The following is a 24423-nucleotide window of genomic DNA, read 5'->3' as shown; positions in this document are numbered from 1 at the left end:
TTAATATATTATTTTCTTAGGTGGGTTTGCCATGCAAAAAGCCCTTCGTTTGTTACTGAATCTGCATCATGGAGAAGAGAGGAGAGCCCTTCTATTTTTATCTTTAGGGTTAATTTGGGGAATAGGTTGTTACGGTTCACTAGCATTAAGTGAAGGGCTTTTTCTCGAAAATGTAGGGACAGAAGGTCTCCCCGCCATTTATTTAGGCTCATCATCCATTCTATGTCTTCTCTCTTCACTTATTCTTTATAATCTATTCAAAAAAAGAGTTGCTCCAAAGACATTATTTTTACTCCCCATAACCAACATCATTGTATGCAACCTCTATCTTTTTTGTTACGCAGTAACATATAGTCAAATTCCCTCAACACCACTACTGATTTATCGCATGCTCACATGGAGCTCTATAACATTAGCTTATACAAATTTCTGGGGATTTGTAGATCAATTCTTTAATATTCAAGATGCTAAAAGACATTTCAGCATATTCAATGCTATCATATTTTTAGGGGACGCTATTGGTTCCGGCATTGTTAACCGAATTCAATACATCGGGATTGAAAGAATTCTGGTACTCTTTGTTGTGATTCTGTTAAGTTGCTACCCCATTGTGCATTACGTATCTAAATCTCTAAAGGAATTATCCGAAGACCACGATCATTTTCTAGACACTGGTCATCCTCCTTCTGCTTCAAAAGCTTTTAAACTCTGTTTAAAGGATAGCTACACCTTCTATTTACTATGTTTTTATTTCTTAATGCAGCTACTCGCTATCGCAACAGAGTTTAACTACTTAAAAATCTTCGAACATCACTTCGCGGAGGGGGACACATATGAACTTACAGCACATATCACAAAGTGGTCATCTTGGATTTCTTTAACAAACATGTGCTTCGCTCTGTTTGCCTACAGCAGGATTGTAAAGAATATGGGCGTGAACAATATTATCCTTTTTGCCCCTCTATGCTTTACTAGCCTATTTTTCTGTTGGTCACTTAAAACCTCACTTGGAATTGCCACCATCGGTATGGTAGCTCGTGAAGGATTGACTTATGCTTTAGATGATAATAACCTACAATTGCTGATTTATGGGGTTCCTAACAGCATTCGAAATCAGATCAGAATTGCGATAGAGTGCTTTATTGAGCCTGTAGGCATGTTCGTTTGGGCTCTCTTATGTTTTGCTATTTCCTACCAATATACAGTTTGCCTTGTTATATCCCTTATCACAGTCGTCTTAGCTTGTTTATTAAGGTCATACTACGCCAAAGCCATTTTAAGAAACTTATCGTCTCAAGCTATTCATCTGAAAAAAAACATGCTGGAATGGATAAAATCTATGACTTTAAAAGAGAAGAGGCAAACAGAACTGTTGCTACTCACTCATCTAAAGCATCAACATGAAAAACATCAAATCTTTGCTTTCCAACATTTGCTAAATCTTGGTAGTCGTAGTGTCCTCCCTAGTTTATTAGCTCATATGAATAAGCTTAGCTTGCCGAGCAAGCTAAAGACTATGGAAATGCTAAAGAATAGTCTCTGGGCAAGAGATTTTCTTACTCTAGAGCTTCTAAAACGATGGTCAACGACTACACCACACCCTTCAATTGCTGCCGGGATACATCTCTATTTTGCAGAACATGACTTATTAGGCATCTCTGATATTTCCGAAGACCTTTATGATGAACCCGGTGATAAATTATTTGCCGCAATTCTTACAGTTCGCCGACAAGAAATCTGTGGACAATATCGTGATATTGCAGATGCACGTCTTAAAGAACTCCTCACCTCTACAGATTCTCAAGTAGTATCCATTGGACTTTCTATTTTAACCCTAGAAAAAAATCCTGATAATTTCTCTACTTTGGTCGAATTTCTAGACAACACGAATAACGAGATTTTTATTCAAACATGTAAGGCTCTACAAGCATCCGTTAAAACCATACACAAGCCTTATTGTAAGAAATTACTACAAGTACTAAGACACCATCTTCATAACGAGGAAGCCTGTTACTATCTATTGAAAACAATTAGTATTATTTTAGATGCTTCATTAGTTAAAGAATTCCTAATAACCACATCATTATTAAAAAGCACCTCTAGGAAACACGCTGAGTCGATTATTATAGGATTACCTAAAGAAACAGCTACCTCATTCCTTCAGATTCTTTCTGATAATAACATACACAACCGTTGTCGTATTCTTGCTGCCAAAGCACTTTGTAAAATTGATAACAAACTCTTTAAGAAACACGCTTATAAAATCGTAAAATCTAAAGCTTTAAAAGCAATTTTTTATGATTATCATAAAAATTATATTCAAAAATCCTATCCTAAATACAACCTCAGCTTATTAGTTAATACCTTAGAATCAAATTATCAATCTGAAGTGAACTTCATGTTTGAATTTCTCGGTATTTTAGGATCTGTAGAACACTCTGATATACTTATAAGAGCCCTAACAGGAAAAAATAAAAAAGCACAAGCACAAGCACTAGAATCTCTAGAAAAAAATTGCGAGGATTATTTATTTGCTCTACTTGATCCCTTCATTAATAACCCAGGAAAACGTAGTGAAAAATACTATCTAAAATGTGGGGTTATTCCTTTAACATTAAAAGAGTTATTGAATATGATGGAAAATTCTCCTTCATATTTAAGTAAACTTACAGCCAGACAGTTAAAGGAAGAATTAGCAAATTGCGACGCTGATTTTCAACCAGTGCCACCGTATTTGACTTTAGATGAAGAGCATACAAATCACAATAAAGATGACTCTGACAATCTAGTTTCTTTCTTTACTATTTAGCCAGGAGTCTCTTGATGAATTTAATTGACCGCGCCTTCCTTCTAAAGAAAAATCCTATATTTAATTCTTTAGATATGGACATCCTCCTTGCGATTTCAGATAAAACCGAAATCATGATCTTTAAACCCGGAGTAAAAATATTTTCTACAGAAGAACCAAGTTTCAGCTTATACATTATAGTAGAAGGTTACGTCAAAATTACCGATAACAACTCATCCTTATCTGTTACAATTTCATCACAAGAGTGCTTTGGAGAAGAAAGTCTATTCAGCAACAAACCCAGAGAATATAATGCGGAAGCAATAACTCAAGTTCGCACCCTCATTTTAAGTAAGGGGCAATTTCTGAGCATTGTTGAAGAATGCCCTTCGGTAGCTTTATCGCTTCTAGAGCTATATGCTAAGCAAATTACTTTTAGACATCCCATCTCATAAAAGACAATCTAAAATGCCCTCAAGAATGCATTAAGAAAACGTTTATGTAAAGCAAAAATAAAAGAAATGGTGCGCTATTTTAGTGGAAAATTATGCACTAAGGATACAAACGCACCTCAAAAGGAGTAGTCAACTACTAACCCTGACGTGTTTTAATATATGCGAGAACGTCGCCTACAGTACGTAATTTTTCTGCATCTTGTTCTGAAATTTCAAAGTTAAACTTTTCTTCCAAAGTCATAATCAACTCTGTTAAGTCTAAACTATCAGCATTAAGATCTTCAATAAATGAAGAATTCTCATTTACTTCACTTGGATCTACCCCAAGCTGCTCCACAATAATTGACTTTACATCATCTTCTAAACTCATTGCTATATCCTTATGTTTTATCTACACAATTACCTAAAATTTACTAAAAAGAGAAAAACAACCAGTATCACAAAAATCTAATTTTTCAATCTAGATTGTTTGCAACCTATTTAGTATGTCATACCTCCATCAACACTCACTACCTGAGAAGTTATATAAGAAGATAAGGGTGAAGCAAGAAATAGTGCTACGTTAGCAATTTCTTCAGGGAAACCCATTCTCCCCATAGGAACATTTTTTAACCATTCAGTTTTTAAATTATCATTTAATACCCTAGTCATGTCAGTATCAATACACCCGGGAGCTATGCAGTTCACTCTAATGTTTCTTGCAGCAACTTCTTTAGCTAAAGCTCTACTAAACCCTATAATACCAGCTTTGGCAGCTGCGTAATTGGTCTGTCCTGGACTCCCCATTAAACCAACAACTGAACTAATGTTAATTATAGACCCAGAACGAGCTTTAATCATGGGACGAATCACACTAGAACATACATAGTATAGGGAATTTAAATTAGTGTTAATAACAGCAGACCACTCTTCTTCAGACATACGTATTAAAAGATTATCTCGAGTAATCCCCGCATTATTTACTAAAATATCAATATTACCATGTTCTGTAATAAAATTCTGAACGGCATCTTTTACAGATTGACTCTTACTAACATCAACTTTAGCAAAAGTAGCGGGTCTTCCTATTTTCGATAATTCTTGAGCAGCTTGCTTACCACCCTCGTCATTTATTCCCCAAATCTCAACGTCCGCACCTTGCTCTATAAAAAGCTTACTAATAGCAAATCCTATACCTCTAGATCCCCCTGTAACGATCACTTTCTTTCCCAACAATACACCATTCATATATCTATAGCCCTGATAAAAAATTATTAATGCTTTCTACTGTACCTAAACTTTTAATAGGTTTATTTAATCCTATAGAACGATTCAATCCAGCAAGAACTTTACCCGGACCAAGCTCTAAAAATTCATCAACTTCTAAATCTATTTTAGAACAACTTTGATACCATAACGTGGGGGAAGTCATTTGCTTGATCAAACACTGAAGAATTTCATCATTATTCCTTAGAAAGTTGGCTGTAACATTAGATACAAAAGAGATTTCAGAACTATTCATATTCAAATTATATAAGTAAGGCGCCAACTCATCTTCAGCTAACTGCATCAGTGGGGTATGAAAAGCACCGAATACTTTTAGTAGCATCACCCTTTTGGCTCCTAAATCTGTAAACAATTTAATAGCTTCTTCTATTTTTTCTCTTAGACCAGCAATAACTAGTTGTTTAGGAGCATTGTAATTGGCAACCCAAATCCCATCTCCTAAACTTTCTAAATTCTGCTCAACAATGTCTGCTGTCAATCCCAAAACTGCTGCCATAGCACCAGGACTTTGTTGACAAGCCTGATTCATAAATTGAGCACGTTTACTAATAATATTAAAGCCATCAACTGAAGAAATGCGTCCAGAAGCCACTAGAGCAGTATACTCTCCCAGGCTTAAACCTGTAACCGCTGCAGGGGTTATAGAAGTTCTTGAAGATAAAATTTCAACTACAGCTAAACTATGTAAGTATATTGCTAGTTGGCTATATGCAGTTTCAAGCAACTTCTCTTCAGGCCCATTAAACATAATTGAGGATAAAGAAAATCCTAAAGTTTCATCAGCCAAAGCAAACACTTTTGCTGCTTCTGGATAGTTTTCTACTAAATCTTTACCCATACCAACATATTGACTACCTTGACCTGGAAATAAAAATCCTATTTTTTTCGTCATTTAACTTTCTACCTGTTGTAAAACAACTGCTCCCCAGGATAACCCTCCTCCAAAAGCAACTAGAAGCAAGTATTCTCCAGAATGAATTATATGCGATTGCAATAACTCATCAAGAGCTATGCATACAGAAGAAGCAGCTGTATTTCCATACTTACACAAAGTCTTAAATACTTTACCTTCATCTATTTCAAAACGTTTAGCTATAGCGTCAATAATTCTTTCGTTTGCTTGATGAGGGACCAACCAGTCTATGTCGCTTTCTTCAATTCCAGCGCCAGCAATACAAGTTTTAGCCGCGGACTCCATACGTCTTACTGCGTGTTTAAATACTTCTTTCCCTTCCATAAAAATAAAATGCTTACCCGCTTCTAGAGTCTCTTTGGAAGCAGGAACACGACTCCCCCCAGCAGGTAGACTCAATAGATCGGCTACGCTTCCGTCTGCTCCTAAATTCACATTAGTGATTTCTAAAGCGCCAGGACGACTCTCTCCAATAATACAGGCAGAACCACCATCCCCAAAAAGAACACAGGTATTTCTATCCTTATAATTTACAAAAGAAGAGAGTTTATCTGCTGCGATAAGCAAAACATTATTATACATCCCCGATTCAACATAAGCTTTAGCTACTGATAAACCATATAAATAACCGGTACAAGCAGCCATACAATCAAATGCTGGAACGTCTTTTATTCCCAAATAAGCTTGAGCCAAGGCTGCGCTTGAAGGGAAAATATAATCCGGGGCTGATGTAGAAAAAATAATACATTCTATTTGGTCTTTAGTTAGACCTGCTTTTTGTATCGCTCTTTCAGCAGCTTTAGCCCCCATTATGGATGTATATTCATTAGCTGCCGCGATACGCCTTTCTTTAATTCCGGTTCTTGTTACTATCCATTCATCCGAAGTGTCAACCATCTGTTCGAGATCAGAATTAGATAGAATTTTTTCGGGCAAATAAGAACCTGTAGCCCATATAGATGCCTTTCTTGTTTTTTTCACGCATAACCATAAATAAAGAAAAAAGCTAGTATACTATTCAAAGAGTTTATACCCTAACTTTTATTTTAAGTATTTAAGCCCTTTCTGCCGCCCTGAGATGCAATAAAAAATTATAGATTGCCAAAATGCTAAAGTATCCTGACTATTTATCCAAACTAATCTCTTTTCTTAGAAAACTCCCTGGAATAGGATTTAAAACAGCAGAAAAACTAGCTTTCGAACTATTAGATTGGGATAAGGATCAATTAGAATCTATGGGGAAAGCTTTTTCGGAACTCTCTGCTGCACGCAGTCATTGTCCCACTTGTTTTTGCTTGAAAAGTCACCCAGAAAGTCTTTGCTCATTTTGTCAAAACAATCGAGACACGTCTATATTGTGTATCGTAGCAACTCCTAAAGATGTTTTTGCTTTAGAACGCTCTCAAATTTTCAAAGGTCACTATTATGTCTTAGGAGCCTTATTATCGCCAATAACGGGAAAACATATTGATGCAGGGAGAATGCATTTACTAAAACAACGTATAGAATTTTTAAAACCGAAAGAAATTATTCTAGCTTTAGACGCCACTCTAGAAGGAGATGCTACGGCTCTTTTCTTAAAACAAGAGCTTTCTCATTCCTCTAAATCTATTTCTCGTTTGGCTCTAGGTTTGCCAATAGGATTGTCTTTTGATTATATAGACCCCGGAACACTTGCTAGAGCCTTTTCCGGAAGAAACCCATATTAAACTTGAAATAAAACCTTTGCACTTTTATTTTTTTTGGTTATAAAAACATAAGTATCTCTAGAAGCACTGTTAATGTTTAAGATAGTAAGATCTTGTTAAAAAACATCCTAGTCCTTATTTTTGTGCTTACTTCAATAAACAAGTTTTTCTGCCTAGGGGAAATTCTTTCGAATGTTCATGATGCGAAATAAAGTTATTCTGCGGTGTACCGTTTTGGCGCTAATCCATGCTCCATTAGCTCTAGCAGCTACGGAAACGGTTAAGGAAGGATACACACTAGTTGAATCCATTACGATTACAACTGAAGGTGAAAATTCTTTAAACAAACATCCTCTACCGAAATTAAAAACGAAAAGTGGCTCTTTGTTTTCTCAAGCAGATTTTGATGAAGACCTACGCAATCTATCTAAGGATTACGATAGAGTAGAACCAAAAGTTGATTTTTCTAATGGCAAAACTACTATTTCTTTGCTTCTTGTCGCCAAGCCATGCATTCGAAAAATTTCTATCATAGGGAATGAAGCCATACCCTCTCATAAGATTCTTAAAACTCTACAAATCTACGAAAATGATATATTTGATAGAGAAAAGTTCTTAAAAAATTTTGATGAGCTTAGAGTTTACTACCTTAAACGCGGTTTTTTTGAATCGCAACTCTGTTATGAATTAGATCATAATGAACACAGGGGTTACATTGATATCCTTATCCAGATTCAAGAAGGTCCTTGTGGTAAAATTAAAAAATTAGAAATTTCTGGTCTCAATAGATGTGAAAAAGCTGATGTCAAAGAACTGATTCTGACTAAACAGTATTCAAAAACTACCAGTTGGTTTACGGGAAATGGTCTATATCATCCTGACATTGTTGAACAAGACTCGTTTGCCATCATCAATTACTTACATAATCTAGGCTATGCTGATGCAATAGTTACTCCCAGACGTGAAGTAGACGAATTTGGAAATATCGTACTCTACATGGATGTCGAGAAAGGCCCACTTTATACTTTAGGTCACGTACATATTCAAGGATTTGATGTGCTGCCTAAACGTCTTGTAGAAAAACAATTATCTGCGGGTCCTAATGATATTTACTGCCCCGAAAACATATGGGAAGGCGCACAAAAAATTAAGAATACTTATGCAAAGTATGGTTACATTAACACTAATGTTGACGTAACATTTTCGCCTCATGCGTCACGTCCTGTTTACGACGTAACTTACCAGGTAAGTGAAGGATCTCCTTACAAAGTTGGTTTAATCAAAATTACGGGAAATACTCATACAAAACATGATGTGATTTTACACGAAAGTAGCCTATTCCCAGGGGATACTTTCAACAGATTAAAACTTGAAGATACTGAGCAACGCCTCAGAAATACTGGTTACTTCCAAAGTGTCAGTGTATACACTGCACGTTCTCAATTGGATCCATTAGACAATGCTGAAGAATATCGTGATATCTTCATAGAAGTTAAAGAAACTACAACAGGAAACTTAGGATTATTTTTAGGTTTTAGCTCTTTAGACAATTTATTTGGAGGAATCGAGCTTTCTGAAAGCAATTTTGATCTTTTAGGTGTCGGACATTTGTTCTCTAAAGGTTTTAAATGTCTAAGAGGTGGCGGAGAGTATTTATTCTTAAAAGCAAACTTTGGGGATAAAGTCACCGATTATACTCTTAAATGGACAAAGCCTCACTTTTTAAATACACCGTGGATTCTAGGTGTCGAACTTGATAAGTCTATTAATAGAGCTCTTTCTAAGGATTATTCCGTTGAGACTTATGGTGGAAATGTCAGTACTACGTATATCTTAAATCAACAATTAAAATATGGTATCTATTACCGGGGCACACAAACTAGCTTATATAAGAAGAAACAAGATCAAGCTGGGCCAGATCTTGCTGCTAATAAAGGCTTTATATCCGCTGCCGGTGTAAATTTAAATTACGATTCTGTAAATAACCCTAGAAACCCTACCACAGGTATACGTAGTAGCATAAATTTCGAAGTTTCTGGTCTCGGTGGTGCCTACCACTTTACAAAGCTCTCTTTAAACAGTTCAATTTATCGAAAGCTAACAAAAAAAGTGGTTTTGAAAATCAAAGGAGAAGCTCAATTCCTTAAACCTTTCGGTGATACGACTATAGCAGGCATCCCTATTAGTGAACGCTTTTTCTTGGGTGGAGAAACCACTGTTCGGGGATATAAACCATTTATCATTGGTCCTAAGTTTTCTCCTACAGAACCTCAAGGGGGGTTATCTTCTCTCCTACTTACTGAAGAGTTTCAGTATCCTTTAATTAATCAACCTAACGTGAGTGCTTTTGTCTTCCTAGATTCAGGATTTATTGGACTTAAAGAATATACTATCCGTTTGAAAGATCTTTGTGGAAGCGCTGGCTTGGGTCTACGCTTTGACGTAATGAACAACGTTCCAGTTATGTTAGGATTTGGTTGGCCATTCCGCCCTACAGAAATGTTTGAGGGCGAAAAAATCGATGTTTCACAACGGTTCTTCTTTGCTTTAGGAGGCGTCTTCTAAGTATAGCTGTGAAAGAAAGTAGCAAAGCTCTAAATCTTTGGTTGTCTTCAGAGAGAGCTTTTGCTAATCTAAAGCTCTTCATCTCTTAGATATTATAAAGGTTAATATGAAAAAATCATTAAGCTCTGTAAGCTCTGTTTTTCTAACTTTTCTAACTTTAGTAGGTATGCAGCAAGTTTTTGCTGACGAAAGCTCTAGCAAGGGTGGCTTAGGCGTTGTGAGTTTGAAGCGTTGTTTAGAAGAATCTGCTTTTGGGAAAAAAGAAACAGAAGAGCTAGAAAACATGAAACAACAGTTCTCAAAAAATTCTGAAAAAATGGAAGAAGAACTGTCGTCACTTTATAATAAATTACAAGACGAAGATTATATGGAGAGTCTCTCTACTTCAGCTGCTGAAGAATTAAGAAAAAAGTTTGAGGACCTTTCCGCAGAATATAATGCTTTACAATCGCAATACTACCAAATATTGAACCAAACCAATATGAAAAGAGTTCAAAAACTCATACAAGAAGTAAAAAAGGCTTCTGCAAAAGTAAGGGAAAAAACAGGTTTGTACGCGATCTTGAACGATGAAGTGGTTCTATCCATTGATGCTAGTGCTGATAAAACTGATGAGATTATCAAAATTCTTGATGAATCTTTCAAAAACAACTAAGATACCTCAAGAACCAAGGAGTTTTGTATGCCTCAAGAGCTGGTCTATACTCTTCAACAGTTAGCAGGCTTATTAAAAGTTGAAGTTCAAGGAAATACAGAAACTCCTATTTCTGGTGTTGAAGAGATAAGTGCAGCTAAAGCTCACCATGTAACTTTTCTTGACAATGAAAAATATGCTCGTTTTATAAAGATTACTGAAGCTGGGGCTATTATTTTATCAAAGGCTCAAGCTCAAAAGTACGGTCATTTAAATAAAAATTTTCTTATAGTCTCGGAATTTCCTTCTATAGCTTTTCAAAAATGCATCGAATTATTCATTTCTCCTGTTGAGTCAGGGTTCCCAGGAATTCATCCTACAGCTATTATTCATCCAACAGCATCCATAGGTAAAGATGTTTGTATAGAGCCCTATGCTGTTATATGCCAACACGCATGTATTGGAGATTCTACCTATATTGGAACTGGTAGTGTTATAGGTGCGTATTCTACTCTTGGAGAGCATTGCTTCATACATCCTAGAGTAGTAATTCGTGAACGTGTAGAGATGGGTAAGCGTGTGATCATTCAACCTGGTGCTATTATCGGTTCATGTGGTTTTGGTTACATTACCAATGCTTTTGGCCGGCATAAACATCTCAAGCATTTAGGGAAAGTGATTATCGAAGATGATGTTGAAATAGGAGCAAATACTACCATAGATAGGGGTCGTTTCAAAAATAGCGTCATACGTGAAGGCACCAAAATTGACAATCAAGTGCAAATAGCTCACCATGTGGAAGTTGGGAAACATAGTATGATTGTTGCTCAAGCAGGAATCGCTGGTTCTACAAAAATTGGTAACCATGTGATTATTGGAGGGCAAACAGGAATTACGGGTCACATTTCAATAACAGACCATGTAATTATGATGGCTCAAACAGGAGTTACTAAATCTATAAGCTCTCCTGGTATCTATGGAGGAGCTCCTGCTCGTCCATATCAAGAAATCCATCGTCAAGTTGCTAAAATCCGTAGTCTACCTAAATTAGAAGAACGTTTAGGAATGTTAGAAGAAAAGGTTAAGGGATTATCTGCGCAATCTAAAGAATTACAAATAACCCCTTAATAGAATTATAAATATACAGCCTTAAAGCGTCTTTTTAAGGTGAGAATTTTTATCACGCTTTTATTGACAATTGCTGGGCTTACTTGGCCTGTAGTAATTAATTGAGTTAGTGCTTTAATTCCCTTCTTAAGCTCTCTAAGACTAGAAAAAGTAAAGCACTCGACTCCGTGGTTTAATGCTTTTATCGTATGCTCCACATTCGTCAACATGGAACATCCCATAAATTTCAATCTTGAGAAGTCTACGTCAATAGCTAAACCTCGTATAGTGTTTGCTAAGCTGTAACGTAAAGCTATAGGACTAGGTGTGATTGTTGTAGGAGAAAAATCACAGTGATGTAATTTTCCTTGTATATTACCTGAATATTTTAGTCCCCTGACCAATTCAGAATAGTTGGTCATATCCATACTGACTATTTCTTGAAAGATTAACGAAATCATAACTCCATAATCTTTAAGTAGCTCTCCTAAACCAATTCCTAACTCATACAGATTTTTGCAGTCCATTAAAGATAAATCCCGCTCCAATAAATAAAATTCTAAGCTATGAGGAATAGTACACCCCAAAAGTAAAGGAATTATCTGAGACCTATTGAAATCACGAATATACCTACATTGCTTTTCAAAAGAACCACAAGAAAATAATATTCCTCCTAAACCATAGTTCTGTTCAATCTGTTCAACTGAAGTTACAAAATTTCCCCACTCTATTCCACAAGAGGGAAGATAAAAAAATAATTGAGCTAACTTCTTATCCATGGAAGTAAGTAGAGAAAATAGCTCTTTTGTTTCCTCTAACTCCTCGTTTTTATAGGGCATCCATTGAGTTTTTTTTAAATAGTTACTAGCATTTTCTCTCCCACGTTCAAATTCTTGAGCAGAGGCAACTACCCGTTTAGTTATAGTTAATAATTTTTTCTTGAGTTCATTATCTTTCTTATTGTTGTTGTCACTGGGAGATTTTGGATCTCTCATGACACCATCTACCTGTTCCACATAAAAATGATTCTGACGATTTAGTCTGCTAAAAACGTCCATGTGTCCACAGTCCTTTACTTCTTGGTCAGAAATACACAAATGGGAAGATATTAAAGATTTTTCTTTTTTTAAAAAACTTAATTACTTTTTTGGTCTTGTCTTTTCAAATCCATGACTTTATAATAGAGTGAACTTAATCCTTGACGCAACTCTCGTATCAAGACATGCCCGACGCTTTTCATTACAATATCGCCTCTAAAGAATCTAATGAGGCAACCGTAAAAAACATTATTGATATATACGGCTCCCCTCGTTGTTTAGAACTCTTGAAATACATGTTACTAATTCGTGAGTTTGAAACACGAGGAGAAGAGGCTTATTTGGAAGGTTTAGTTGGTGGTTTTTACCACTCCTATAGTGGTCAAGAAGCGGTTGCTACCGCAGCATTGGCTAATACAGGATTAGATCAATGGTTTTTCTCTTCCTACCGTTGTCACGCTCTTGCCATATTACTGAATATCCCCCTTCGCTCCCTTGCAGCAGAATTACTAGGGAAAGAAACTGGTTGCGCATTAGGTCGAGGCGGGTCTATGCATATGTGTGGTCCGAATTTCCCTGGAGGATTTGGAATCGTAGGAGGTCAAATCCCCCTAGCCGCCGGAGCAGCATTCGCTATCAAATATCGGTGTGAAGATAAGATCTCCCTAGGATTCATTGGAGATGGAGCGGTTGCTCAAGGAGTATTTCACGAAACATTAAATTTTACTGCTCTACACGATCTACCTTTAATGCTTATTATAGAAAATAATGGCTGGGGCATGGGGACTGCCCTCCATCGTGCTATTGCAAAACAACCGATAGGAGAATCCCAAGGGAGTTCTTACGGTATACGCTCATTCACTTTAAACGGTTTTGACCTTTTCAATTGTCTTTTAGGCTTTAAAGAAGCTTATGAGTACATGCAAAAGACGCGACTTCCAGTCATTGTTGAATGCTTATGTTCTCGATTTAGAGGACACTCCATTTCTGATCCCAACCTTTATAGAAGTAAAGAAGAAATGCAATGCCTTATAAAAAAAGATCCTATTGTTTTCGCTAAAAAATGGCTAATCAACTTGGGAGTAATCTCAGAAGAAAGTTTTCAAGCATTACGTCAGGAATGTAAGAATGAGGTTGTAAAAGCTTTTACTGAAGCAAAATCAGATCCAGAACCAACGATTGCTACATTAGAAGAAGGTGTGTATGCCTAAATATGTTACATTAGAAATCCGAGAAGCTATTAGAGAAGCTATTGATGAAGAGATGGCGAGGGATCCTAATGTATGTATACTAGGAGAAGAAGTCGCTGAATATAATGGTGCTTATAAAGTTACAAAAGGCCTTTTAAATAAGTGGTCGTCATCAAGAGTTATTGATACACCAATTAGTGAAGCGGCATTCACCGGAATAGGGATTGGAGCGGCATTAACTGGTCTGCGTCCAATTATAGAATTTATGAGTTGGAATTTTTCTTTAGTAGCTGCAGATCAGATTATTTCACACGCTGCAAAAATGCATTATATGACTGGGGGAATGTTTTCAGTTCCGATAGTATTTCGTGGTCCTAATGGGGCTGCAGCACAAGTATCTTGTCAGCACTCTCATTGTGTTGAGACACTATATGCGAATATCCCTGGTTTGATTGTTATTTCTCCATCGAATTCTTATGACGCTAAAGGACTATTAAAATCTGCTATTAGAAATGATAATCCTGTTCTCTTCTTAGAAAATGAGTTGGAGTATAATCTCAAATGCGAAGTCCCAGTCGAAGAATACTTAGTCCCTATTGGGAAGTCTCGGGTTGTAGAAGAGGGAAAAGATTTAACAATTATCACCTACGGTAGAATGGTTTCTATTGTAAAACAAGCTGTAAAAGTTGCGAAACAGCGTTACGGTCTTTCTATAGAAATTCTTGATCTACGCACAATTAAGCCACTAGATATCTCTGGAATATTTTCTTCAGTAAAGAAAACAGGAAATTGTATAGTTGTAGAAGAGGGTCATTACTTTGCAGGGATCTCTGCGGAAATCATTACTGAAATTACAGAACATGTTTTTGATTACCTAGATAGTCCTCCTTTAAGAGTGTGCCAAAGAGAAACTCCTATGCCGTACAACAAGATATTAGAGCAAGCAACTCTGCCCAATGCGAATCGTATTTTAGACACTATCGAAAAAATCATGAGGTAAATTTGTGATTTCTCTATTAAAAATGCCAAAACTTTCTCCAACCATGGAAGTAGGAACAATCGTAAAATGGCATAAGAACAATGGCGATAAGATAGAGTTTGGTGATGTTCTCTTAGAAGTATCAACAGATAAGGCTGTACTAGAACACACGGCAACTGAAGAGGGCTGGTTCCGGGACTGTCTTGTTAAAGAGGGAACAAAAGTAGAAATAGGCACGCCTATAGCTGTCGTATCTTCTGAAAAGGATGAGTGTTTTAACTTAGATACTATCCTTCCTAAAACTCCTGAGACAGAACTTTCTATAGAAAATGTTCAACTAGTGGAAGAAGAAGTAACGAAAGTACAACCATACGTTGCCCCGACGCAGCTAGCCTTTCGATTTAAACCTGAACCTCCTCTTTCTAAACCTTTATCTTTAAAAGTAGACTCTTCAAAGTCACCCGTTTCTCCCCTAGCTAAACGTGTAGCGAAGGAAAAAAACCTTGATATTTCTGGAATCAAAGGTAGTGGTCCTGGCGGACGTATTGTTGAAAAAGACCTTGATAAAGCTCCTACCAAAGGTATTGCAGGTTTTGGTTACCCAGAATCTCCTGATGTGCATCCTGGATCATATCACGAAGAAACTCTTTCTCCTATTCGAGATATCATTGCACAGAGGCTACAAGCTGCGAAAGCCTCTATTCCTCATTTTTATGTAACACAAAAAGTTTATGCTTCGCCGTTACTCTCCTTACTTAAAGAACTACAAATCCAAGGAATTAAGCTGTCTATTAATGACTGTATTGTTCGTGCTTGCGCCTTAGCTTTAAAAGAATTTCCTGAAGTAAATTCAGGTTTCAATAGCGTCGATAATAAAATTGTACGTTTTGAAACTATAGATATTTCGATAGCTGTGGCTATTTCTGATGGAGTGATCACTCCTATTGTACGCTGTGCTGACCGCAAGAACATAGGTATGATTTCTGCCGAGATTAAACACTTAGCTTCTAAAGCTAAATCTCAATCTTTAAAAGAGGAAGAGTATAAAGGCGGGTCTTTCTGTGTTTCCAATTTAGGCATGACGGGAATTACAGCGTTCACAGCAATTATCAATCCCCCTCAAGCAGCTATTCTTGCTGTAGGTAGTGTTCAGGAAGAACCTATAGTTATCAATGGAGAAATTATAGTTGGGTCTACATGTATATTCACATTATCTATAGATCACCGTGTAATTGACGGATATCCTGCAGCAATGTTTATGAAGCGATTGCAGAAAATTTTAGAAGCTCCTTCTGTCCTTTTATTAAATTAAAAGTTTCGCGTTTTTCGACAACAAAAAGCGTTGCTAATAAAAGTCATTCATTTTTGAGTAGCAACGCTTTTTTCTTAAGATTTATGATTAATAGGAACATCCCATATATCTCTGGCATAGTCAGCAATAGCTCTATCACTAGAGAAAAAGCCCATACCGCCTACGTTATATATCGATTTCTTTACCCATTCTTCTGTGTGTTGGAATAAGGTAGCCGCAGATTCATGAACTTTAATGTACGATTCTAAATCTGCTAAAACAAAGAATGGGTCACCTTCATATAATAATCTATGTACTATGGGCTTGAATAGGTCTTTGTCTGAAGTGTTGAAAAATCCTTGATCTAGTAATTTTAACACATGAGCAATCTTGGGATTGTTATTACATATAGCCTGTGGGTAATACTCTCGCCTTATTTTGGCTATTTCTTCCTCTAACAAACCGAAAATGAACATATTGTCCCTACCAATATATTCCGACATTTCTATGTTTGCTCCATCCATGGTTCCTATTGTTAGGGAACCGTTTAAAGCAAATTTCATATTTCCCGTTCCGGAAGCTTCCATACCTGCTGTAGAGATCTGCTCAGAGATATCAGAAGCAGGCATAATCATCTCAGACATCGTCACTCGATAATTTGGAAGGAAGAGAACTTTTAAGACTTCATTCACCTGAGGATCGTTATTTACACAATCGGCGACGCTATTGATAAGTTTAATGACTAACTTAGCAAAAGCATATCCTGGAGCCGCTTTTCCAGCAAAAATTACTGTTGTTGGGACTATACTCGAAGATACATTCTCCTTAAGATCATTATAAAGATAAATAACCCTAAGAATATTCATTAACTGCCGTTTATATTCATGAATACGCTTTACATGAAAATCAAACATAGAGGAGGGATCTATATTCTCTCCGATTTCTTTTTTAAGTTTTAATGCAAAATCCTGCTTATTATTAAGCTTAATTTTATGCCACTGTTCTCGAAAACTCGCGTCATCAGCAAAGGGTATCACCTTGTGAATTTGAGAGAGATCCGTAATATGAGCACTCCCTATCGTTTGATCTAATAATGCATTCAAGCGAGGATTACATAAGGCGAGCCAACGTCTTGGAGTAATCCCATTAGTTACGTTAATAAATTTATCAGGGAAAAACTCTACGAAATCTTTAAATAATGTTGTTTTTATAAGATGAGAGTGAAAAGCAGAGACACCATTAACTTTAGACGAACCCACAACAGCTAAACTTGCCATATTGACATGTTTATCACTACCTTCCTCAATAATAGACAATGCTCGACGCTTATCGTTATCTCCAGGAAATCTCTGAGAAACCTTCTCCAACCATCGAGAATTAATCTCATAAATAATCTCTAAATGTCTAGGCAATAGCCTTGAAAAGAGATCTATAGACCAACGCTCTAATGCTTCAGGTAATATCGTATGATTTGTATAATTGAATATGCGGGTGGTCATATCCCAAGCGGTATCCCAGGGGAGTTCTTCCCTATCAACCAAGATATGCATCATTTCAGCTATTCCTAATGCAGGATGGGTATCATTAAGCTGCACAGCTACTTTATTAGGGAGATTATCCAAAGAAATATGTATTTTCGTATATCTACGAAGAATATCTTGGATTGTTGCAGAAACTAAAAAGTACTCTTGCTTTAACCGCAGCTCTTGCCCCTCAGAAATAGAATCATTAGGGTATAATACTCTGGAAATGTTCTCTACTAATGCAATATCTTCTATGGCGCGAATATAATTCCCATGATTAAAGTAATTAAACTCAAATCCATGTGGAGATTGTGCTTGCCACAAACGCAAGGTATTTACAGTATCTATACCGTATCCTGGGATAGGTACATCATAAGCCATGGCTAGTACTTCTTGAGTGTCTACAAGATCAGCAACTTCTTTTCCTCGAGCATCCGTATAATGAATTACTCTACCGTAAAAGCGAACAGGATAGAGATATTCTCCCCTACATATTTCCCAAGGGTTACCGTAACGCAACCATTCATCAGGGGCTTCTACTTGATAACCATTTACAATTTTCTGATCAAAGATACCATAATCGTAGCGGATACCATATCCATAAGCAGGAATTCCCAAGGTTGCCATGGAATCTAAATAACACGCTGCAAGTCGTCCTAATCCACCATTCCCTAATCCTGCATCTGCTTCCATTTGTATTAAAGTATCGAAATCATAATTCAATGCTTCTAATGCATTGCGAACAAGATCTAGCATTCCTAAATTCAGAAGATTGCTTTTTAAACTTCTACCAAGTAGAAATTCCATAGAAATATAGTAAACACGCTTAACATCTTGTTCGTAGTAACTATTCTGAGTTGTTAGCCAACCTTTAGCTAACCACTCCATTACAGTCTTTGAAACTGCTGTAAATATATCTCTTGCTGAAGCAGATTCTGGAGATTGTACTACCCCAAAATACAGACGATTTAAAATCGCCTGCTTCATCGTTTCTACATTTACCAAATTCTTATCAAAATTCATAAGTCTCCGAATCAAGGAATAAGCAGGAAGTGATTTTTGTATTTCCATAAGAGAAATCAAAAAAAAAAGAAAGAACTTAGAAGGAAGATATCTTGAAACAAAAGGAGTATGAAACAAATCTCTATAAAAAATTAAAATCGGAATCAAAACATGGAAAATATTCTGAGAGTAAAAATCAGAGATCCTAATTAGGCGTATTCAAATTGATCTGAAAATAGTAAACTGCTAAACATGTCTTATATTTTTGATAATTAAGCAACTTATGACCTCAGCACATGCATTTGGAGCGTTCTCTGGACGAGCAAATAGAAATGTCTTTACTCTGAGCGATTTTAAGAGCTCCGATTCTACAAGGTATCAAAGACCCAGAACCTCTCAAGACCCAGTAAGCATAACTCGCCCCCATATTGATAGGCATCCTAAATGCCACATGATTCAGCATACAGCTCTTTGGGTAACTTTAGGAGTAGTCTCTTTATTTTCGATTAGCTTGTTATTAACAAGTGGCTATTGCGCAACGCCTACAATTTTAGTAGCGCTCATTGTACAGATTATTTTGACAATAGTTTCTATAGCATGTTTGATTATCAAGTACACTCTGCGGAAAAAGTTAGTTTAGGCTAGCAAGGGATTTCTTCTTCGGGGAAGAACTCAAGACTTTTATACGCTGAAGTTAAATACTTCATTAAGTCTTGCGTAGCAATACTAATGTCGTGCCCCCCTTCTTCTACTTTTTGAGAAATAGCACGTATTGATGAAATGACTGTTGAATGATCTCTAGAAAATACATCCCCTATCCTTACATAAGATAAAGACAATTTCTGCCGACATAAATACATAGCGACCTGTCTAGGCAATACATACTCTCGAGATTGTGAACGCCCTAAAATACTCTCTGGAGACACTCCATAATACTTAGCAACAGCGCGCACAATTCCCGAAGGAGTTAAACGCACACTTTCCGCAGCCTCTAATACATCGTGTAAGAGAGATTGTATATCATCTTCATAGAGCAGCTGCTGAGCCAATTTCTTATAAGCAACACGTTTTGAAAGCAGAGTTAACGCATGCAATAACGTTTTCATATTTGAAGATAATGCATGAATTAAGAAGTCCAAAGCTGAGTCTTCTATGCGGATAGATAATTGCTCTGTTTGTCGCATAAGAAAACTTCTTAATCCCTCTTTCGTTAAAGGATGAATAGGAACAGCTACTCCCCATTCAAAACGACTAATTAAGCGTTCTTCCATTGCTTTTAAGTCTGCAGGAGCATACGCCGATGAGATAACAATCAACTTACCTTCTGTTTGCAAGGAATTAAAAGTATGGAAAAACTCTTCCTGCGTAGCTCCTTTACCTGAGAATACTTCTATGTCCTCTATAAATAAAGCATCGACATTACGGTAAAAAGAACGAAATCTCTGCATTTCTCCAGAACGTATTGCTGAAACTAAATGTTCAGTAAATAAATCTGAAGCAACGTAAAGAATCTTACCCCCGGATTCCCGGAGAACATTTACAGCAGCTTGCATTAAATGGGTTTTCCCAGACCCCTCTGGTCCAAAAAGATAAATGGGGTTAAAAGGGAAGCCTGTAGCATCTTCTGAAGGTTTTGTAAACTCCTGTAAAATACGAAACGGTAAGTCATTTTCAGGAGTCACAAGAAAATTAGCGAAAGTCATCTCAGGATTGACATTGCCATACTGCATAGTAAAGTAGGCAGTTTTTTCCTGCTGCATCTGCTTTTCTTTATAGAAGGGAGTAGTTTTATCAAGGGAAGTAACGTGAACACGAATTAATTTCCCGTTATTATTAACTAAACTTGTTTTTACTTTGTGGCGTATATGCTCCTCAAACCAAGTCACTTGAAAAGAGTCTTTAGCTTCAAGATACAAATTACACGCATCAAAGCATAGGACTTTTAACGACCTTAACCATTTGTCTACAGTACTCGTACCGATTTCTTTTTCTTGTAGCAAAAGAAAGTCTTCCCACGCCCGCATAAAACTATCTCATCTAAATAGTTTTCTTATATTTTTTTTAGTATAAAAAAGCTTTTTTTTCAGTTGTTACCTTTGTTTTTTCTTATTAACAGTGATCTCATTTTTAAGATGCTGCCTGTCCAAAATCTTATTAGTAACCCACTGCTGAATCAATCCAAGAAGCATAGAGGAAAACCAATAAATATTTAAACCTGAAGGGAAATTATAAAACATGAAGGTAAACAAAAGAGCCATCATAGTCCCCATTGCTTCCTGTTGTTTTTGTTGATCTGTAACAGGTCCTTTTTTCTTCAAAGCTGAAAGCTTTTGCTGAATGAACATTACAATCCCCAACAGGATAGGAAGAAGATGAAATTCATTGCCAATAAACCAAACTGGTGTAGTCCAAGAGAATAAAACATCTGGAGCCGTCAAATTATCAATCCATCCTGGAATGAAAGAGGCACCACGAAGAAGGAACGAGGATTTTAATAAATCAAACATAGCTATAAGAAAAGGCAATTGAATCAATAAAGGCAAACAGCCTGTTATAGGATTCACCTTATTTGTCTTATATAAAGCCATCACTTCCATTTGTGCTCGCTTAGGCTCTTTCTTATACTTTTGCTGAATTTCCTGGATATAAGGAGACAGCTTTTGCATACGTCTCATAGAACGTATAGACCAAGCATTTAAAGGATATAATAATAATTTTAAAAACACTGTAAGCAGAATAATAGACCCCCCCCAAGAGCCCGTTATCATTTTGAAAAACTTCATAATGATAAAAAGTAAAGCTGCAAAAGGCTCGGTAATAAAAGCGAATAATCCTCGGAAAGTTATACAATCAAGATACTGGGGGTTTTCACCTTTAGGATTTGTATATGCCCGATCTAAAGCTCTTAAAGTAGGTTCTGCTAAAGGTCCGGCGTAAACAAGAAAACGATAAGTTCCTTCTTCTTTGGGTAAAGGAAGCAAGGTTTCATATCCCGGGTATTTAGAAGCAGGATATGCTTGATTTTTAGGATATAGCAGGGATAAACGTGTAGGAACAGAATTTCCAGAAACATATGCAGCAGCATATCCAGCAGGTATATCTGTGAGTGGGGATAAAATAATACCGAAATATCCATTAGAATTGAGTATCCATTGAGGATATATTCCACTACGCAAAGATAATGGATCTTTAGACTTAGGTAGTTTCACCTTATCCAACTGCCCTTTATTCTTCTTAATCACGCGGTATTTAATAGCAGGACTAAATGTATTGGACATAATTTCAACTTCGGGAACACCCGAAGTTATCCATATATCGTCACTAGAACGATTTAAACCAACAGCAACCTCAAAAGCATAAGGTTGTTGCTCAGGCAATTTATAAGTTTTCTTAATAGAGCCATCGTTGCTCTCTAATTCCAATACATTACTATTGAAGACAGAAACTCGATATCCAGAAGTTACTGGGTTGACAAGGTCTCTACCCGAAACAATATTTAAAGCATGATAACTAGCAGGCGTGCGTTTCTTCGAGTCGGAAAGAATCCCCCTACGCAATAAGGGATAATATCCTCCTATAGTATTAGAGACTGTTTGGTTATTTGATCCTACAGAAGGCAAACCAGGAAAAGAAGCCTCACTAGGAACTTGAGATTTCAAATCTCTATCAAAACCAATTTCATTAACTATACTCTTACTATCCTCTGAAGAGAAAGGAAGGTTAATGCCTTCTATAGCACCACTCTCTTGAGAAATAACTAGCTGCATATATTCATTAGACAGAACAAAATATTGCCCAGAATTCGTGTCTGTATTTGTTTCACGAGAATTGCTAAAAATAGAAGCTTGAGTAATTGGAAGATCTAAAGATTCTAATCTTTCTTCTTTAGAATTATAAATACCTAAAGGTAGGTATTCATTACCTGACCTCCAGAACACTAAAGAAGTTCCGTAAACTTGACTATCTTTGTTATAGACCTTACCTTCATCCTGCTTGTATTGACCTAAGAAAACTATAGGTTCTTGATTATTACGAAACTCAACGACTAAAACAGGAAGAGCTTCGCTGGTTACAGGGAGAAATACCTTTCCCGTATTTGAAGGCACTGTTGATTCACCTGTCTCACCATACAAAGCAACGTGAATATTATCACAAGCTGTTGTCTCTTCTATAAAATCCCAACGAGATCCAGAAGAATAAACTGCACTTGCTGAATTCCCTTGATTCAATAGGAGTAGCCTATTTCCAACACGCACTGCATAATGATTCTTATTTACTTCTTCATCTAGGCATGTTGTCCAGGGAGAAACACCTAGTCCCATAGACTTTGTTGCTGCAAGCACTTGTTCTGAAATTGTTTTTTGTTTCTCTGTAAGAGCTTTGCAAGAGCGAAAATCATTATAACCAAAAAAGATTTGGCATCCAACAAAAGCCATGCCAACTAAAGAAACAAACAACAATGAACGTTTATTCATCTGTTAAACTCTGAAAAATTAAACTAAAAAGCTAAAATACCATAGTATCTATTTATCTCCCATAAGAGATTCCTAAAATACGTATGAAATTCTTTCTATTTTGCTGATGAAATCGAAGTCTTATCTTTCTTATTTTTAAGAAAACATACTACTCCTAAAGATAGACCGAGTACAAACAAAGGCAAGGACAGTATTTGGCCCATTGTTAACCAACTATCAGGCCCTATAACTTTACCCTGGTGGCTTTTAAAAAACTCAGCAACAAAACGAATTAAAGATATACCTATTAATCCCAAGGAGGTGGCCCATCCAGAGCCTAAACGAAAATAACGTTTATAACTTAAGAAGAACAGAATTGTAGAAAGCAATAAATAACTAACTCCTTCATACAACTGTACTGGATGCGTAGGAACACCCAACATGCCTTGAGTAGGAGATGAAAAAATAATCCCCCAAGGAAGATTGGTCGGTGTTCCTATAATTTCTTGGTTCATAAAATTTCCAATACGAATCATAAAAGCTGCACATCCGAATACAGACGCACAAAGATCACAAAGAAACAAAAAGGTTAATATGGGAAGTTTTTTTCTATATATCCAAGAGAATATGATTACCCATAGAATTAAGCCTACCATACCTCCGTGACTTGCTAGTCCCCCATTCCACACTTTGAAAATCTCTTGAGGATTTTTGAGATAAAAATTGCCTCCATAAAATAAAATATAAGCTATACGTGATCCAGGAATGATAAATAACAGAGAATATAAAGCGAAGTTCTCCAAAGCTACACGAAGTTGTCCCTTAGAAAATCTTGCTTCATCTTCTTCAGTATAGGAAGATAGCGCGAGATAAATACCCAAGATAGAGGTAAGCAAAATCCCCACAGAAAAACATAGACCATACCAAGACACTCGGAGAGGCCAGCTTTCTGAATTCCATAAAAATTTTGAATGATTCCAGTATATCGCTGATAAGAAGATTCGCATTATTCAATCCAAAAATAGAAAAAAAATATAAAATCGGTATAGAATGGTTAAATTGCAACAAGCAAAAGCATATGACTAGTAATAAAAATCACCTACTTATTTGTCTCCCTGGGATACTCTGGTTATCAGGAGGAATTAAATTGCTTTTAAAAGCCTCCACGATTGTTTACCAACCAGATTTGTCTTTCAAAATCCTTATCCTACTAGCTATGGGGGCGTGGTTTGTTGCATCTTTAAAATACCGATTTTTATTATTAAAATCTGTATCCTCTCAAAACGACCTGTCTAACCAATTACTCTTGGGAAGCATTTCAAAAAAAGTTTACTTAAGAAAGTCGTTTTTTTCTAAACGCTTTTTAGTCATGGCTACAATGATTGTTGTATCTCTATTACTACGTAGATGTATTGATAATCCGGCCATTTTATTCTTCATTCGTTCGACTATAGGGTATGCTCTTATAAAAACAGCTCTGACCTACTTCGCTAAATCCCCAAAAAACCAATTAGAAAGCCTTTAACTATAG

General features: G+C 36.5%; 20 protein-coding genes. 11 read left to right on the top strand and 9 right to left on the bottom strand.

The features are described from left to right. Positions 1-31: 31 nt before the first annotated feature. Together E1N70_RS04450 and E1N70_RS04445 are read left to right on the top strand one after the other, a co-directional pair. A complete protein-coding gene (locus E1N70_RS04450; protein WP_131744340.1) occupies positions 32-2809 on the top strand; it encodes a hypothetical protein in 2778 nt (925 codons plus the stop codon). A 14-nt stretch (positions 2810-2823) separates the two neighbouring features. Then, positions 2824-3243, top strand: coding sequence for a cyclic nucleotide-binding domain-containing protein (locus E1N70_RS04445; protein WP_131744339.1), 420 nt, complete (start codon positions 2824-2826; stop codon positions 3241-3243). Between the two features lie 136 nt (positions 3244-3379). On the opposite strand, the gene acpP is transcribed toward E1N70_RS04445, so the two are convergent. The 4 genes from acpP to fabH form a co-directional block, all read right to left on the bottom strand. Then, positions 3380-3613, bottom strand: a complete 234-nt coding sequence (gene acpP / locus E1N70_RS04440) for an acyl carrier protein (protein WP_131744338.1) — start codon at positions 3611-3613, stop codon at positions 3380-3382. Between the two features lie 110 nt (positions 3614-3723). Beyond that, entirely contained in the window at positions 3724-4470 is a 747-nt protein-coding gene (fabG, locus tag E1N70_RS04435) for a 3-oxoacyl-ACP reductase FabG (RefSeq protein ID WP_131744337.1), read from the bottom strand. Positions 4471-4474: 4 nt separating this feature from the next. Beyond that, positions 4475-5401, bottom strand: a complete 927-nt coding sequence (gene fabD, locus E1N70_RS04430; protein WP_131744336.1) for an ACP S-malonyltransferase — start codon at positions 5399-5401, stop codon at positions 4475-4477. After that, entirely contained in the window at positions 5402-6403 is a 1002-nt protein-coding gene (fabH, locus tag E1N70_RS04425; protein ID WP_131744335.1) for a ketoacyl-ACP synthase III, read from the bottom strand. A 125-nt stretch (positions 6404-6528) separates the two neighbouring features. On the opposite strand from fabH, the gene recR reads away from it, so the two are divergent. From recR to lpxD, 4 genes are all read left to right on the top strand, one after another. Then, positions 6529-7131, top strand: coding sequence for a recombination mediator RecR (gene recR / locus E1N70_RS04420; RefSeq protein WP_131744334.1), 603 nt, complete (start codon positions 6529-6531; stop codon positions 7129-7131). A gap of 171 nt (positions 7132-7302) precedes the next feature. Further along, positions 7303-9675 carry an outer membrane protein assembly factor BamA gene (bamA, locus tag E1N70_RS04415; protein WP_131744333.1) on the top strand — a complete coding sequence of 791 codons (2373 nt, stop codon included), beginning with the start codon at positions 7303-7305 and terminating at the stop codon, positions 9673-9675. Between the two features lie 106 nt (positions 9676-9781). Continuing rightward, on the top strand, positions 9782-10330 hold the full coding sequence (locus E1N70_RS04410; RefSeq protein ID WP_131744332.1) for an OmpH family outer membrane protein: 549 nt from the start codon (positions 9782-9784) through the stop codon (positions 10328-10330). A 27-nt stretch (positions 10331-10357) separates the two neighbouring features. Continuing rightward, a complete protein-coding gene (gene lpxD, locus E1N70_RS04405; RefSeq protein ID WP_131744331.1) occupies positions 10358-11437 on the top strand; it encodes a UDP-3-O-(3-hydroxymyristoyl)glucosamine N-acyltransferase in 1080 nt (359 codons plus the stop codon). A 5-nt stretch (positions 11438-11442) separates the two neighbouring features. Here lpxD and E1N70_RS04400 read toward each other — a convergent pair whose 3' ends face one another. Beyond that, positions 11443-12474, bottom strand: coding sequence for a hypothetical protein (locus E1N70_RS04400; RefSeq protein ID WP_131744330.1), 1032 nt, complete (start codon positions 12472-12474; stop codon positions 11443-11445). Between the two features lie 164 nt (positions 12475-12638). Here E1N70_RS04400 and pdhA point away from each other — a divergent pair, with 164 nt between their 5' ends. Genes pdhA through E1N70_RS04385 form a run of 3 tightly spaced genes read left to right on the top strand, consistent with a single transcriptional unit; the run spans position 12639 to position 15934 of the window. Then, a complete protein-coding gene (gene pdhA, locus E1N70_RS04395; protein WP_131744329.1) occupies positions 12639-13664 on the top strand; it encodes a pyruvate dehydrogenase (acetyl-transferring) E1 component subunit alpha in 1026 nt (341 codons plus the stop codon). Next, positions 13657-14643: an alpha-ketoacid dehydrogenase subunit beta gene (locus tag E1N70_RS04390; protein WP_131744328.1), complete on the top strand. Its 987-nt coding sequence runs from the start codon at positions 13657-13659 to the stop codon at positions 14641-14643. Before pdhA ends, E1N70_RS04390 begins: the two co-directional genes overlap by 8 nt. 4 nt (positions 14644-14647) lie before the next feature. Beyond that, positions 14648-15934, top strand: a complete 1287-nt coding sequence (locus tag E1N70_RS04385; protein ID WP_131744327.1) for a pyruvate dehydrogenase complex dihydrolipoamide acetyltransferase — start codon at positions 14648-14650, stop codon at positions 15932-15934. A 74-nt stretch (positions 15935-16008) separates the two neighbouring features. Here E1N70_RS04385 and E1N70_RS04380 read toward each other — a convergent pair whose 3' ends face one another. Beyond that, positions 16009-18459 carry a glycogen/starch/alpha-glucan phosphorylase gene (locus E1N70_RS04380; protein WP_165478216.1) on the bottom strand — a complete coding sequence of 817 codons (2451 nt, stop codon included), beginning with the start codon at positions 18457-18459 and terminating at the stop codon, positions 16009-16011. 262 nt (positions 18460-18721) lie between these two features. Between E1N70_RS04380 and E1N70_RS04375 the strand changes: the two genes are divergently transcribed. Continuing rightward, positions 18722-19078: a hypothetical protein gene (locus tag E1N70_RS04375; RefSeq protein WP_131744325.1), complete on the top strand. Its 357-nt coding sequence runs from the start codon at positions 18722-18724 to the stop codon at positions 19076-19078. A 1-nt stretch (position 19079) separates the two neighbouring features. Here E1N70_RS04375 and dnaA read toward each other — a convergent pair whose 3' ends face one another. The 3 genes from dnaA to E1N70_RS04360 all read right to left on the bottom strand — a co-directional run bounded on the left by dnaA (position 19080) and on the right by E1N70_RS04360 (position 23899). Then, positions 19080-20462, bottom strand: a complete 1383-nt coding sequence (gene dnaA, locus E1N70_RS04370) for a chromosomal replication initiator protein DnaA (protein WP_131744324.1) — start codon at positions 20460-20462, stop codon at positions 19080-19082. A 66-nt stretch (positions 20463-20528) separates the two neighbouring features. Then, the gene (gene yidC, locus E1N70_RS04365) at positions 20529-22913 is read right to left on the bottom strand and encodes a membrane protein insertase YidC (protein ID WP_131744323.1); all 2385 of its coding nucleotides are present in this window, start codon (positions 22911-22913) and stop codon (positions 20529-20531) included. A gap of 95 nt (positions 22914-23008) precedes the next feature. Then, a complete protein-coding gene (locus E1N70_RS04360) occupies positions 23009-23899 on the bottom strand; it encodes a prolipoprotein diacylglyceryl transferase (RefSeq protein WP_131744322.1) in 891 nt (296 codons plus the stop codon). Positions 23900-23970: 71 nt separating this feature from the next. Here E1N70_RS04360 and E1N70_RS04355 point away from each other — a divergent pair, with 71 nt between their 5' ends. After that, positions 23971-24417, top strand: a complete 447-nt coding sequence (locus E1N70_RS04355) for a hypothetical protein (protein WP_131744321.1) — start codon at positions 23971-23973, stop codon at positions 24415-24417. The last annotated feature ends 6 nt before the right edge of the window (positions 24418-24423 follow it).

This window comes from Chlamydia buteonis (assembly GCF_900634605.1).
Lineage (GTDB): Bacteria > Chlamydiota > Chlamydiia > Chlamydiales > Chlamydiaceae > Chlamydia > Chlamydia buteonis.
Note: the sequence above shows the minus strand (reverse complement) of the source record. Positions and strands in the feature narration are given on the sequence as shown.

Excerpts from the sequence above, each read along its gene's own strand:
- E1N70_RS04450 (WP_131744340.1), top strand. The coding sequence starts at position 32 with ATGCAAAAAGCCCTTCGTTTGTTACTGAATCTGCATCATGGAGAAGAG.
- E1N70_RS04445 (WP_131744339.1), top strand. The coding sequence starts at position 2,824 with ATGAATTTAATTGACCGCGCCTTCCTTCTAAAGAAAAATCCTATATTT.
- acpP (WP_131744338.1), bottom strand. The coding sequence starts at position 3,613 with ATGAGTTTAGAAGATGATGTAAAGTCAATTATTGTGGAGCAGCTTGGG.
- fabG (WP_131744337.1), bottom strand. The coding sequence starts at position 4,470 with ATGAATGGTGTATTGTTGGGAAAGAAAGTGATCGTTACAGGGGGATCT.
- fabD (WP_131744336.1), bottom strand. The coding sequence starts at position 5,401 with ATGACGAAAAAAATAGGATTTTTATTTCCAGGTCAAGGTAGTCAATAT.
- recR (WP_131744334.1), top strand. The coding sequence starts at position 6,529 with ATGCTAAAGTATCCTGACTATTTATCCAAACTAATCTCTTTTCTTAGA.
- bamA (WP_131744333.1), top strand. The coding sequence starts at position 7,303 with ATGTTCATGATGCGAAATAAAGTTATTCTGCGGTGTACCGTTTTGGCG.
- E1N70_RS04410 (WP_131744332.1), top strand. The coding sequence starts at position 9,782 with ATGAAAAAATCATTAAGCTCTGTAAGCTCTGTTTTTCTAACTTTTCTA.
- lpxD (WP_131744331.1), top strand. The coding sequence starts at position 10,358 with ATGCCTCAAGAGCTGGTCTATACTCTTCAACAGTTAGCAGGCTTATTA.
- E1N70_RS04400 (WP_131744330.1), bottom strand. The coding sequence starts at position 12,474 with ATGGACGTTTTTAGCAGACTAAATCGTCAGAATCATTTTTATGTGGAA.
- pdhA (WP_131744329.1), top strand. The coding sequence starts at position 12,639 with ATGCCCGACGCTTTTCATTACAATATCGCCTCTAAAGAATCTAATGAG.
- E1N70_RS04390 (WP_131744328.1), top strand. The coding sequence starts at position 13,657 with ATGCCTAAATATGTTACATTAGAAATCCGAGAAGCTATTAGAGAAGCT.
- E1N70_RS04380 (WP_165478216.1), bottom strand. The coding sequence starts at position 18,459 with ATGAATTTTGATAAGAATTTGGTAAATGTAGAAACGATGAAGCAGGCG.
- E1N70_RS04375 (WP_131744325.1), top strand. The coding sequence starts at position 18,722 with ATGACCTCAGCACATGCATTTGGAGCGTTCTCTGGACGAGCAAATAGA.
- dnaA (WP_131744324.1), bottom strand. The coding sequence starts at position 20,462 with ATGCGGGCGTGGGAAGACTTTCTTTTGCTACAAGAAAAAGAAATCGGT.
- yidC (WP_131744323.1), bottom strand. The coding sequence starts at position 22,913 with ATGAATAAACGTTCATTGTTGTTTGTTTCTTTAGTTGGCATGGCTTTT.
- E1N70_RS04360 (WP_131744322.1), bottom strand. The coding sequence starts at position 23,899 with ATGCGAATCTTCTTATCAGCGATATACTGGAATCATTCAAAATTTTTA.
- E1N70_RS04355 (WP_131744321.1), top strand. The coding sequence starts at position 23,971 with ATGACTAGTAATAAAAATCACCTACTTATTTGTCTCCCTGGGATACTC.